This window comes from Pseudoalteromonas sp. S16_S37, assembly GCF_014694405.1.
Lineage (GTDB): Bacteria > Pseudomonadota > Gammaproteobacteria > Enterobacterales > Alteromonadaceae > Pseudoalteromonas.
This window is the reverse complement of sequence record NZ_JAAUWV010000001.1, coordinates 150502-165157: the sequence shown is the minus strand read 5'-3', so window position 1 is coordinate 165157 and position 14656 is coordinate 150502. Positions and strand designations below refer to the sequence as shown.

Annotated in this window: 4 protein-coding genes; all 4 read right to left on the bottom strand. The window is 44.2% G+C overall.

The genetic code is table 11. The annotated features are described in order from the left end of the window. Position 1: 1 nt before the first annotated feature. The gene (locus HC733_RS00630) at positions 2 to 4621 is read right to left on the bottom strand and encodes a hotdog fold thioesterase (protein WP_190363130.1); all 4620 of its coding nucleotides are present in this window, start codon (positions 4619 to 4621) and stop codon (positions 2 to 4) included. Further along, the gene (locus HC733_RS00625) at positions 4611 to 11342 is read right to left on the bottom strand and encodes a type I polyketide synthase (RefSeq protein WP_190363129.1); all 6732 of its coding nucleotides are present in this window, start codon (positions 11340 to 11342) and stop codon (positions 4611 to 4613) included. Before HC733_RS00625 ends, HC733_RS00630 begins: the two co-directional genes overlap by 11 nt. A gap of 1071 nt (positions 11343 to 12413) precedes the next feature. Continuing rightward, positions 12414 to 13601, bottom strand: a complete 1188-nt coding sequence (locus HC733_RS00620) for an acyltransferase family protein (RefSeq protein ID WP_190363128.1) — start codon at positions 13599 to 13601, stop codon at positions 12414 to 12416. A 14-nt stretch (positions 13602 to 13615) separates the two neighbouring features. Then, complete coding sequence (locus tag HC733_RS00615) at positions 13616 to 14656, bottom strand: hypothetical protein (protein WP_190363127.1); 1041 nt, start codon at positions 14654 to 14656, stop codon at positions 13616 to 13618.

Sequence of the window (14656 nt, the reverse complement as noted above, 5' to 3'; positions counted from 1 at the left end):
GTCATACCGTTTGCGCTCTCATTGTTAATATCGACTGCAAGTCGCCCTCGTAACACGCATACATGTCGTCACATAAGCCAATCACACGGTCTTCGTAAAGCACCTCAATGACCGCTGTGATCTCTAAGCGTGCTTGATTTGCCGCCAACTCACTTACGCTGATGTCTTTGATGGTCATACGATAGAACAGGGTTTCGTCTTGGTACTTCACTTCACCACGGAATTTAGCCGATGAGGTATGTCCAGACTTAGTCACTAACTTAACCCCTGGTAATTGAGGTAACTTCAAGTAGTACATATAGAAAGAGAACAACTGCTGACACCCTTCAACCGTAAAAGTACCTGGCACACAGGGGTCATTTTTAAAGTGCGCGTTAAACACCCAATGGTTAGTGGAAATATCCACTTCACCGAGCATTTGTCCTAGCTGCCATGCACCACCACGAGGCTCAAACTGAGACACCCTATCGAGCATGCGATGACAAGGTCCGTACAGTGCAACGGCATTGTTATCTGCATATTCCTCACCAAAACACTGCGACAGTAAGCCCGAATTTAACGCCGCAATTTGCGTGCTATCAAAGCTTTGCAGTTGACTCAGTTTGCTAACATCAATTGGGTTTTGCTGTGGCTTAGCAGTAAAAAACACGCCTTTGTTGTTCATGCTCTTACCACTTTGCTTGAGCAGGTCTTCACGATAGAAGAAACCTGATGCCGCAACGAGCGTAAAGCAATGACGCTCAGTACCATTTGGCGCTTTGGCAAAACAGTCGTACTCATAATCAATCAGTACGTTGTTACCCATCTTCTTAAATGAGGTGATCCGTACCACACCACGCAGTATTTCACGCGGTTTGGGGAACTCTCCGTAAACGGTAGTTTCACTGTTCACGGCACGATAAGAATGCTGACCTTGGAACATTTCGTCGCAACCAATGAGTGTGAATGCCACTATCATTGCGTGAGACGATTCCAAAGATACAAACGATGGCACCTGCCCTTTTACGACATACCAGTCATCAGGCGAGATGTCGTATTCCCAATGCACTTCACACGGTTTTAACTGACCACGCTCTGCTGTACATGACAAAATGCGCGATACAAACATGTATGGCCATGACGGCATACGCGTACGTACAGGGTATTGATCCGCGGCTGCATAATCAGGTCCCAAGACATTGGCAATTAAGCCATCGGTGATCTCGTGCAGTTGCTGTTCATTAAACATCGCACCAGCTGAGCGAGGCGATACCGGGATGTTTTTCACTTCTGGTGCTAAACGTCCGTAGCGCGGGTCAAGTAATACTGCTTTAGCGCGGTCTGCACTGCTTACGGCAGCTGTTTTGTCTACTGGCTCTACTGGCTGCTGCACGGCACTACTTTGTAGCTGCTGCTCATCTAGTTCAGAGGCCAACAATGTGGCTGTTGCCGCATAGCTTGCACGCATTGCTTGTAAAAACGCACCGTGTGTTTTGGCATTTTGGGCAAGTTGAGACAACACCTTGTGCTGCGCCGTGCTAGGTAATGAAGTAGAACCCGCAACGTTATGCACTTGAGGAACCTCTTGAGGAACCTCCTGAGGAATCTCTTGAGGAATCTCTTGAGGAATCTCTTGAACATCATTTTGCGCAACCGCAGTTGCAGGCTCACTCACAGTTTCTGTAACAACACTGCTTTGCACATCGTTTTTCGGCGCTTCAGTGACGTTTATCTCAAGCGGCGCAAAGCGTTCACGACATGGCGCAAACTGGGCCATCGTGCTGTTATTTACCAGCGTTTCGGCAATGGTATTTTCTCCAGCAACCCAGATTGTCTTGAACAGTCCTTTTGGCTTTTCATCAGATAAGTTAGCAAATAGGCTAGTAAGGCCTTTTTCTTCATACTTATCAGCCGCTTTCAAAACCATATGGCTGTATGTTCTATCTAAGCCCATACCACTGATGGCGGCATAACATAAGTCATCGCTGTGCTGTTGCTCATGACGTAGCACCAAACCTTGTTGCTGCTCTGATATAGACTGTTGTTGCGACAGCTGTGGTACAGCAGGCAAACGTCTGCGATACAAGTTAAGCGCAGTTCCAATCAAGCTAGTGATATAAGATGCACCATGCAGATGACCAACGTGCTGTTTGATGTTAGATACCGTGACAGGTTTTCTCACGTCACCATAAACCGATAACAATCCTTGCTTTTCGGCTTCATCTTCAGCATCAATGCCACTTGCATGAACTTCTAACAGCCCAATTTGCTCAACATCCACACCGGCTTTTTCCAAAGCCTTATTCGCGGCTTGCGCGATGCATGTTGCATCTGGAACGAACGTCGTACCATTATCAACCGATTGCACAAAACTAAGCGCTTCAATCGTCGCATAAACGCGGTCTTTCTCGCTAACTGCAGTGCTTGGCTTAAGTACCACAACACCACCACCTTCACCTAATTTCCAACCTTTACTTTCTAGTAATGGCTTACCAGGTTCAGCACTATTTATAGGAGAGCGCTGATTGGCGAACATAACGCCCTCTGCACTACCACCAAAACTGCCACCACCAACAATTACAGCATCAACCTGTCCGGCGTCAAGCAGCAGGCGTGCGACATCTATGGCTTTGGCAATTGAGTTTTCATGCGATTGCAAAGTAAACGCAGGGCCATTGAGTTTTAAAAGTGCTGAGATACGGCTAGATACAATATTACCGATACCACCCGTAACGCCTTCTACTGTAGGCTCAGGGAATAGCGCATCTTTTGTAATCGTCTCTAAGCGTTTTAACTCTTCTTCCGTCAGTTCAATGTTTGCTTTGGCTAGGCTGTCTCTTAGTTGCCAAGCCATCTCGGTTCTGGCTTGATAACGTAAGCTGTTAACATCATCATCACCTGCCACTATCACCGCGATGTTGCGTACTTGACCATCGCGCTCATAGCCCGCATCTAAAAATGCAGCTTCTGCAAGCGGCATCAGCGATAAGTGAGATAGCAAGTGTAAGCCGGCCACATTAGGTGGGATTTTGTAACGCTGACAGTCAAAGATAAAGTTATCTAAAAATGCGCCTGTCGGAATTTCATTTAGATTGTACTTTTCTAACAATGACTGACATTGTTCAATACCCGACCAACGCTTTAACGGCAACTCGCTGAAGTTATCTGCACCTTGCTCAATCAACGCATCAAGTTCAACCAGTTCTTTGACCTGAGGTAAGCAAGCACTAAGACCGACAATCGCCAAGCTGCTTGGTGATTTTTCGGGCTCAGCCTCTGTGACCGCTTTAATGGCATCTTCAGAGCAAATCACTAAGTGACCGTTCACACCACCAAAACCAAAGGCGTTAACCCCTGCCACTTTGCCTTTGCCTTGAGCAGGCCATTTTATGGCTGAACGAACAACTGAATTGATTGTTAAAATACCTGACTCACTGCCCACAAAGTCTTCGACTTTTTGTGTAGCGGGTACTTTGTCGTGCTGCATAGAGAGCAACACTTTGAAAATACTCACCATACTAGAAGCAGTTAGTGCATGACCAAAGTTTTGCTTATTAGCACCAATTTTTGGTAAACGATCGGCACCGAAGAAGCTGGCGATAGAATTAAGTTCTACCTTGTCACCCACAGGCGTTCCTGTGGCATGGCACTCAACATAGTCAGGGTAACGGCTCGCTTGTTCATAAGCGCGCGACAAGGCGAGTTGTTGGCCTTTACTATCAGGTACTAACATGTGTTTTGCACCTGCGTCGTTAGACAGACCGATGGCGTCAATCACACCATAAATTTTGTCACCACTGGCTTTTGCATCGCTATAGCGTTTTAGTGCTAAAACACCGACACCTTCACCCGCTTTCAAACCACCTGAGCGCTTATCAAAAGGTAAAGACTCTTCGCCTTTATCAGGAAACGCCTTAAGGACGTTAAAACCATGGTTGATATAGATGTGGTCGGCTTGACACGTAGCACCAGCAAGCATGATATCCGCTTCACCCGCTTGTAAGTGTTTACAAGCAAGGCTAATAGAATAAATCCCCGAAGAACATGCACCATCAATGGTATACGTTGGCCCCTGCAAGCCCAACGCTTGCGCCGTTACCACGGCGTTGTGACTACCAATCAATAGGTTATCAAATGACCAGTCATGACCTTGCCAATATTTACTAAACGCAAAGTCTTCACGACCTATCAGCGTTTGAATATGCGGGGTCAAAATCTCATGATACATCTGACTAACTAATTGCTTGGCCGCATGCGTTGGCATGTTGATGTTACCAAGTACTAAACCCGTACGAGACAACAGCGCTTCAACATCGCTACAACCTGCATCTTTTAATGCTGCAGCTGCTGCGTGCAAAGTCCATTGGAACACCTTATCAAACTGCTGCAATGTTTGCTGTGCAACACGAAAGCCGTTCAACTCGATGTCGGATTTTCTGACATAGCCATTTTTGCTGTAGCCAATCTTATCAATCGTGCCTTTTTCTGGGTGCTTGTAAAGAGCGGGAGATACCCCGAGCTCTTGCTCACAAATCTCACTCGTTACATCGGTTCCCTGTTCAAAGACCTTCCAGAGTTGCTCTGGGTTGTCGGCTTCGGGGAAAATACACCCCAAACCGACAATCGCTATTTTATCTTTCATGTTCACTCACACCTTTTAACAACGCGTTTTCTGAAGCAGAAATCGACGCCAACTGTGTGTACTTGACCCCTGAAAGTCGATACGCTAACTCGCGACGCTCGTTATATACCGAAATATCAGATAGCAACGTTTGCTTATTACAAGACACCACATCAACCGCAACATAGAAGCGCTCGTCAAAATTAATATCGCGATGCTTTTCTATATGCTGTATGCCAAGCGGTAGGCCCACAGTTTGTTTGTTATGACGAAGCCACAGATAAGGGACTTGGACAAAGATGTCTGCAATAAAGCCATTGAACTGTCTGACGTCATTAAACTGACCGAGACCCACTTGCTGGCTTGTTAGCTGACAACATACCAACATCCCTTGTTCGTCATTTTGTAAAACTGAATCAATACCTTGTAGTGAAGGTCCGCTGAATATGTAACCACGTTCACCGTTATGATAAACAGGGAATGGCAGAACCTTTTCGCCTTGCAATTTTGCAGCATCGAGCTGTTCTTTGCTGGCCTCAGCCTTAGCAACCAAAGCAATACTGGCTTGATAATGTTTAACTGCTTTACCGTCTTTAAGCCCTGTTACTTCTAAGCTTAAGTTCAGCTTGCTAGCTTGTTGCTTATCAGCTTTGATAACACACTCGTAGTTGTCACTTTGTTTGCCATCAAACACGATGCCTTTTAGCACAGCAAAGTCATTGATTTCACTCAAAGAGAAACCAGGGTAGAAGTTAAGGCTCTGCTCTATCATCCAATGCAAAGAGAACATCGCAGGGAATACAATATTGCCGCCCACCTGATGATCCGCCAGACCTAGCGTTGCCGATGCAAGTAAAGTGCGCGTCACTTTTTGCGGCTCGCTGTATTGCACTAACACTGGCTTTTTATCTGCATGGTATGCACGACCACCAATGATCACTTGGGTTGCACTTTGCTGTGGTGCATCCAATTCGCTCACACATGCAGCAAAACCTGTTGGCTTGTCAATTAGCACTAAGTTGCGGCTTTCATAAGCTTTTTTCAGCACATCATTAACCATGCCACCATCCCACGGACCCCAGTTAATAGAGCGTACAAGGCAGCTCGGATATTGGCGTTTGATCATGTCGGCAGCACGTGAAAGTACTTCGTTAGACATTGAGTAGTCTGTTTGACCTGCATTACCAAAGAACCCTGATACTGAAGAGAACAGTAATACCGTTTCTAATTTGCTCTTATCAAGCAATGACAAAATGTTCTGCAATCCCAATATTTTGGTATCGAACACTAAGGCAAAATCTTCCAACGTTTTACGTTCAATCTTCTTATCAGCAAGGTTACCCGCACCATGCATTACGCCAGTAATTGTGCCCAGTTCTTTTTCTGCACTTTCAATAACTTGTGCTAAAGCTTCTTTGCTTTGCACATCGGCAGCGTAATAACGTGCTGGGGCACCTATCTTGGCCAATGCATCCAAGGTCTCTTGGATTTCTTGCGTACCTTTGGTAGAGCGAATTAACGCATCTACTTTTGCCGGCGTCATAGGCTCAGACTGTGCTTTTAAGTGTGCAATCGCTTGCTTTTTCAGCTGCGCATCATCGTTAGCACCTTGCGCCCACTGCGGCAGTGCTTTAAGTTCGCTACGTCCAAGTAATGCAAAGCCACATCGATAACGTTTCGCCAACTCAATCACACATCCTGCTGTGATCCCTTTGGCACCGCCGCTGACCAATAACACCGACTGCTCATTTAGCACTGGTGTGGCTGTTTGTTGCGTCACTTCATCACGCTCAAGTACCAGCACAGCGCGTTGTTCTTTGCTAATACCAACATGACTGAGGGTACGGTCAGAGTCAGCAAGTTCTTTTGCAAATGCCTCATTCATGGCTTTTTTGCTTAAGCTTGCCTGCATATCAAGGTGGCGGCAGTAAACGCTAGACCATTCGTAATTTAACGACTTGGTTAAGCCACTTAATGCACTATTTAAGGTGCCACTCTTAGCTTGTTCACTCGTACCAAACTGACCATCATTTAGACCAACCGTGAAGAAGTAAGCTGGTACTTTAGCAGACTCAGCTTGCAACTTAGGTTGTAGTACTTTAGCCAACATAAAGAGTGCTTTTAAGCTGAACACTTGCGCTTGGTCGTACAACGAGTCCAGTGATTCTTGCTTAACTGGATCTGCTACATACAACACACCCGCAATTTTACGCTTGGTCTTAGACTCAACCTCATCAACCAAAGCTTTCACCGCATCTTCTGTACACTGCGTTAAGTAAAAGTCGCCTGTCGTACTGGTCTTTTTGCTGCCAACCAATACACTAACCATGTGCTGCTGATGTTGTTTGAAAGTATCTTCGAACAGCGTCACACTTTTCTTGGTGTTTGCTAGCACTAACCATTGGTGATTTTGCTGTGGCAAAACTTCAATACGGTCAGGCTCTGCAAGCGCTGCTACTTTAGCAACATAACGGCCTACTGAACTGGGGGACGCTGCAGATTTACTCTGCAGCTGGGACTTTTTTACGGCACCCTCCTGAGTGTCAGTTGACACAAAGAATCCGATTTGTTGAGTTTTCTTTTTCACGTCAGCATCAGCAACGTAAACTTCTTCTTTAGCTTCTTGTTTTACAGCTGGTTTAGCTTCTGGTGCTGCACCAATTGCGCCACCATCAATTGCGTTTAATACTTCTTGAATTGAATTGTGAGCAAATTCAGCGATGCGGCGAATGGTGTTCAGAGCGTCAAAGTTAACGTCACCATCTAAGTTATCTTCATCCATGCCATCGTCTGAGTCTTTACCCCATAGGCGTTCAAACAATGCTGCGAAAATTTCGATACGTTTGATTGAGTCAATACCAAGATCCGACTCTAGGTCCATATCAGGGTCAATCATATCAGTCGGATAACCCGTCTTATCACTTACGATTTCAACTAACAAGCCACAGATCTTATCGATATCCAACGACTCAAAGTATGATTTTTGCTCTAGGTCCATTGATGAACTAGGCGCTTCTTCTACTTGAGCAACTGGTGCAGCTGCAACTGGCGCAGGTGTTTCAACTACTGGCGCTGGAGCAACAGGGGCTGCTGGCGCAACTGGCGCTGAAGCAACCGCTGCTACTGGGGCTACTGGGGCTGGTGTAACAGGTGCAGATGCTACCGGTGCAGGTGCAGGTGCAGCTTGAACAACTGGAGCCGCAGGCGCTGTGTTTACACTGGCAATGTCAGACACAGAAGCCGCTGCACTTAGCTCAACTTTGCCCAAAAGCGCTTGCTGGCTGCGGAAATATTGCTCATGGTTTACATGATAAAGAGTCTGGTTCTTTTCAAGTACAGATAATGTGTGATCGATATGACCTAGTACTTGATTAAAGCTGTCGTGATTTCTGAACTCACTCAATGCATTTTGCTGATGATTGATAACCGACGTCAGCATGTTTAAATACTGCTGTTGGTTAGCCTGAAATTGGCTATGAACATCGCTTAGTTGCTGTTGAGCTTGTAATTGTCCAGCAACGGCGCTGAACTGTGCGTTTGTGTCGTTTTGAGACATGGTCAATTCCCTTGTGATCTGATGTTGGTTTAAATTTGAAGATGCCTGATTAAAGTGTGTAGCTTGGTTAGCCGCCCACTTAACTTCTTGTAATTTTTGCTCTAACTGTTGCTCTAAATCTTGGTTAGCCAATTGCAACTGTTTTAGCTCTTGATCTTTTTGTGCAATAGTTTGCGCCAGCTTCGCTTGCTCTACAGCAACCAGCTGTTGCACTTGTTCGTCAACATATTCTCTAAGTAAGCTGTCGTCAGTGTCGCGTAACTTCTCCATCACGGCTCTGCGCTTAGGTGTTGCGTAGTTACCACCGTCCAGCAAAATCGTCATAGCAGACTGCTTAGCAGGAAGCGGCTGTCTTAAGCGATATTTATCAATATGCTTAAGTTCAATACCCAATGACACCATTTGAGCAACTGCTTTGTAGAACTGTGCAACCGTTGGCGCTGAAGAAGATGGGTTAACAGGCACAACCGCAAAAGGTTTATCACCTAAAATATTTTTCACGAGGTTACTAAGAACGCCTTTTGGACCAACCTCAACAAATACTCTTACTCCATCAGCATACATTTGCTCAACCAATTCAACGAAACGCACTGAGCTGGTTAACTGCGAAGAGAGTGTCTCGCGCATTTGTGCTGATTTATCGCTATACGGTTTAGCCGTTGTATTGGCATACACAGGGTGATTAGGTGCTTTGAATGGGATGAACTTTAACACCTCAGAAAACGCGCCTTGCGCCTGCGCAATGTAAGGTGAGTGGAACGCTGCATCGACATTTAACTGCTGACATCTAAGTTGTTTTGCAATTAATTTTTGTGCTGCTTGCTGTGCTTCATCTTGTGCGCCGGCAAACACCGTTTGCTTTGGCGAGTTGAAGTTTGCAATTACTAGGTTTTTATACTCAGCTAACACGCTCTGCACGGTTTCACCGTCTGCTTCTACTGCGTACATTACGCCTTTTTCATCTTTGCCTTTCAGTGCGCTGGTCATCGACAAAGCACGCTCAACAGACGCCAGATAAAGTTGGCTTTCAGACATGGCACCTGCGGCCCAAAGTGCTGTTAGCTCACCATAGCTGTGGCCTGCGAAACGCGTTACTTCCATACCCATGTTGCATAACGTTTTGTAATACGCGGCAGATACGGCACCTAGCGCAGGTTGAGTAAACTCAGTACGACGTAACTTGTTATGTAGCTCTTCCTCTCGCTCTTCAGTAAAGACAGGCACTGGATAGATAGCGGTCGATAGTTTCTCACCAAGCTTTTTACGGATCTCTAAATCAGCAATTCTTAAAGAGTCTCTAAATTCAGGGTATTCAATGGCCATATCGCGCGCCATATTGAGATACTGTGAACCTTGACCTGGGAACAATGCCGCAACTTGGTTTTTATTTTCAACCAACCCCGTAGGACGATAGAAAGCGCCTAATGGGTGCTCAAATGCTTGCTCTGGTTGATTTGCCACCAAAGGGAGTACTTTTTCAAGTAAACCTGCTGCATGTGACGCATCGCTGGTTACCATAGTGATACGAGCATCCCCTTGCGCTACAGCAATTTTTTGCTGCTCAAGATGTTCACGGAATTTGGCAGCACCTTCTTCTGAACGCCAATCAGCTAGCGCTTGCTCAGCAACTTGCTGTAATTGTGCCGGTGTTGATGCACTTAAAACGACCACTTCTGGCAAAATTGATTGACGGTAAGCATCTGTATGCTCATCTTGAAACTCTTCCAAAATGATGTGGTAGTTAGTACCACCAAAACCAAAACCACTGGTTGCTGCACAACGTGGTTTTTTACCATCTTTTTTCACCCAAGGTCTTGCTTCAGCACTGATGTAGAAAGGATTTTTCTCATCAGCAAAGAACTTATTTGGCTTTGTTACGTTGATTGTTGGCGGTAGCACTTTATGATGCAGCGCTTGCGACACTTTAATCAAAGAAGCGGCACCTGCGGCGCATCGAGCATGACCGATTTGCGACTTAATACTACCCACAGCTATCGACTGTGGTGCCAAATCATAGTTACCAAATACCATGCCTAAGCTACGCAGCTCAGTTTCATCACCTGACGCCGTGCCGGTACCATGCGCTTCGATCAGCTCAATATCTTCAGGAGAAACTGACGTTCTGCCGTAGCTACGCTCTAGCGCAAAAACCTGACCTTGGTCACGCGGTGCAAAAACACTCTTTGCTTTACCGTCACTTGACGCTTCAACCGATTTGATGACTGAGTAAATTCTATCGCCATTAGCTACGGCATCGCTTAAGCGTTTAAGTACCACTAAGCCAACACCATCTCCTAACAACATACCATCCGCTTGCTCATCGAACGGACGACAGATCCCCGCCTTAGAAAGCGCAGGTGTTTTAGAGAAACATAAGAATGAGAAAATAGAGTTTTCTAAGTTAACACCACCGGTTAATACTGCATCACAGCTCCCCATTCTCAGCTCATTTACCGCTGATTTAATAGCGGCATGGCTACTACCACAGGCGGCGTCAACCATGTTAGATGTACCGCCAAAGTCAAAGTAACTAGCAATACGACCACATGCCACGTTACCTAAAAACCCAGGGAAGCTATCTTCATTCCAGCCGATGTAGCATTCGTTGAGCTTTTCAACAACACTATCAACTACACTGCTTGGAATACCTTGGCTAACCATCGCACTGCGAACCATAGGAGTTTGGTTGCGAGCAAGGAGTGAAAACGCCGTGTTTCCGTTACCTGCACCACCTAAAATAACCCCTACTTTAGAGCGATCTAGTGAGCTGTTTTCTTTGAGTAAATTTGCATCTTCAATCGCTTTTTTAGCGACATGCAATGCAAACAACTGCGCGGTACTGATCGACTCGATCAATACGGGTGGGATCTTAAATTCGATTGGGTCGAAGGCAATTGGTTTAATGAAACCAGCCTTGAACATATAAGTTTTATCAGCTTTGCTTGGGTCCGGATCATAATATGCATCCTTATCCCAATACGTCATGTTGTCTTTTTCATCGACACTGGTCATCGAGTCCTTTTTCTGGCAAATGTTGCTCCAGAAATCGTAAAGATTGTCAGCATCAGGAAATTGGCTCGCCATGCCTACAATGGCGATTGGTTCATCCTCATACGGTGTAGGTTTGCTATCCGTACTTGGTTTAGCTTTAGCTTTTGCTTTTGTAGGCGACTTCTTGGTGACCATATCACTCGTCCTTTTTATAAAAATTAGTGAAGTCAAAAATTCCAACTTTGATTACAAAACCATCTAACTTGCGCTTGCAAAACACTCAAATTAGTCGTAATCAAATACCGCTAAGGAACGACAAATGTTTAACATTTGTTACATATCAAAACACTTTTTGTCTGTAAAATGAAGACAAAAAATATGAAATTTTTTATACAAAAAATAATTTCATTAGTTTTTATGCGGTTATCTATGAAAATATTTATTTTCCCAGAAAAAGGACAATTACAATCAAATTACATGGCTTACACTCACCGAATAAAGCAGCTAACACAAAAAACAGAAAGAAATAAAAACCAAAATAAAACAAATAAAATCAAACATATAAAAACAAACGAGCCGAAGCAGACTTTATTGTTTGTTAATCGACAAACACACTGCTTGTTCGCCAACCTTCACAGAAAAACTATAACTAATTGATTAATAACAACTAAAAAAACACAAGCAAGAAAATGCACAACTCAAATAGCGCAAACAAAAAAACAAAAGCCACAAAAACAACAACTTAAAACAAAGTGAACCATATAAACAGAGTTTTACAGATATAAAAATGAGAATTATTCACGTTGTATGACAAATATTAGACAAAACCAAGCTTTATTAATCCGAATAAAATTCGCCCGCTTTACATACAACTGGTCGGTCCAGAATCACACACTCAAAATCAATTACATTACTTACATTTAATTTACATGGATTTAATTTTTTGTAATTAATGCATCGTAAAGCAGGCTCAGTAACATTTTATTTAAACCACAAATTTGCGACACAATCGCAGAGCAAATTTCAAACGCGTATCAAACTTGAAAAAACTTATTACAACTCGCTGTAAGCGAAATTATTTTTTGAGGAAAAAGAGATTAGGGCAAAGTTTTATAAAAATGATGAGGGAGTTGATACGCGTAAAAACCGGTATCAACTCATAAATGGTTAATCAAAGGTGTGGATAAGCGTTTTAAAAAAGCAATGCGTTTGAAAGCTAGCATTACCTTTAGATATTTTGCTTATCTGAGTTCAGATATATTTGTGCTACGCTTGGCCAAGTTTTGCAGTGCTTTGGGTTTTAGTCCACTGCAGCTTTCTACGTTTACCGTTAAGTAGCTGGCCTAACCATGTGTAACGAACGAGTAAGTGATAACTAAGCAATGAAATAGCTGACGTTATCACGATATTTGCCGCCATTTTTGTATAGAACTCCCACTCATAACTATACAGGGCATAACTAACAAGCAATACAATTGGTAAATGAACGATATAAACCCAATATGCACTGTCAGACAAATAACGCAACCAGCCTTGATAGCCACTCAACCAGCGCTTAAAAAATCCAAATAGCGCAAAACTCCAACACCATCCCCAAAGACCGTAACAATACGCGACCACAAAATTATCAACTTGTGTACCTGAACTGCTAAGAAGAGGCTCAATAACTACCAAGGTTGCAAACATCATTACACACCCTAAGAGCGTATAACGCCCCCAGCAGCGTTGATAGTGATTGAGCCAAAGACGTCTAAATTTATAAGCCATAAAGCCAAAACAAAAATATGGAATGTAGTGCAACAACTGCAAAGGGTTCGGTATAAGCTCACCATCGGCGGGGATCATGCCTCTTTCAAAATGGCTATCAACATACGCAATCATTGCCGCATAAAACATGATAGCAACGGGGTGGCTGGCCCAATATCGCAGCCGTGTCAGCAGCAATGAACGACTCAACGAGAGCTTATAAAACAAGGGTAATAAGATGATATGGCAGATAAATAGATAATATAGAAACCACAAATGGGCGAAGTTGAAATGATGTGCTTGCGCTTGCGTCAACCAGTCTTGATCAATCTCGATGCCGCTGGTATGCATAAGTTGTAAGTATTCAACAATGATTGAGTCGAGAGAGTAAGAAATTATCGGACCAAAAATTATCAACGGAATGCCAATCCGCAACAAACGTAGTCGGATGGTTTCAACTAAGCCTTTTCTTCCCAATATCGCGGCAACAAAAAAGCCAGATAAAATAAAGAACAGAGGCATGCGAAAGCTGTGGATCGAAAATACCAGCATATCAGCCCATTCACTAAGCTCAATTTCTCTGAGTCGCTGCGGCGTGTCAGACACCATTTGCAACATAGCAACATGAATAACCACACCCAACCACATAATATATGCGCGTAAATTATCCAAATAGTGGACACGACCGCGTACTGTTTTACTAATCATCCTAGATTTATCTCTCACGTGTTTTCAAATTGCGGATCGCTTAGCGCTTTACTGGCGCAAAGCTTAAAAATTGCGATACTCACACCTGCAAACGCAGCTAGCAGCATGAACAACATGCTAACGGCAATTGCGGTTTGATATCGGTAATGTTCAATATCAAAAAAGCCATTGATAGCAGCGACGATCACCGCCAACACTAAAGGCACAGCCATCACCAAGCTAAATGCTTCTGAGTCTGAAATATGGCCAATGCCCGTTAAATTAATATGCCCTAAGATGTGCTCCAAGCGGGCTATTTGCCCTACCTCTAACCACAACCATATTGCCACTACAGCGCCGCAAATATAGGTGCTTTTTACCACTGCGCCGGTTTCAACATAACCTTGCTCATCTGCAAGCCCTAAATAGTATTTAACAAAAAATGTAAACAGTGTTGTGACTGCGATAGCGCTCCATGGTAGTAAATGAAAACGGATAATATGATCGACACTTTGTGCTTCATCATAAACTTGGCGACGATGACGAAATGCACTGACAACCGCGATAGAAAAAGGCAATGCCGCGTTGAGAATGATCCAGTTGGCAAACAAAAAAGTGGCAATGATGAGGGCACAAAATAGCATCAGTAAATCATCAAAGGTCTGTGCACTTGCGCTATAACATAATGCTATTAGCAAGCCCGTCCCCACCATAAGAACCACTTTTTTCCAACTAATGTATTGCCACGCCGAGGTCTCTGCCGAGGTCTCTGCCGAGGTCGCTGCCAAGGTCGCTTTGCCGTCCTCACTCCCTGGCTCTAAAGTTATGCTTTGCTTATTAGCTTGTACCATAACCTGCGACGCTATTTTGGTAAGACTGTTTACCGCCACCGAGCACCCACATGCTGGCACCAGAATCAAACACAACAAGTACCAAAATACTTGATAGGACTCAAAATACGGCTTGGTCAGCAAAAATAGCAACGCGACAATAACCACTTCAAATAGGCTAAGTAATAGCGTCCTTAGCAAATAACTGGGATATTGTGCTCTGACTAACTCAGTAAGTTGATTCAT

Bases quoted from the DNA above. Each gene is read 5' to 3' on its own strand.
- HC733_RS00625 (WP_190363129.1), bottom strand. From the start codon at position 11,342: ATGGTCACCAAGAAGTCGCCTACAAAAGCAAAAGCTAAAGCTAAACCA.
- HC733_RS00620 (WP_190363128.1), bottom strand. From the start codon at position 13,601: ATGATTAGTAAAACAGTACGCGGTCGTGTCCACTATTTGGATAATTTA.
- HC733_RS00630 (WP_190363130.1), bottom strand. From the start codon at position 4,621: ATGAAAGATAAAATAGCGATTGTCGGTTTGGGGTGTATTTTCCCCGAA.
- HC733_RS00615 (WP_190363127.1), bottom strand. From the start codon at position 14,656: ATGAATCAACTTACTGAGTTAGTCAGAGCACAATATCCCAGTTATTTG.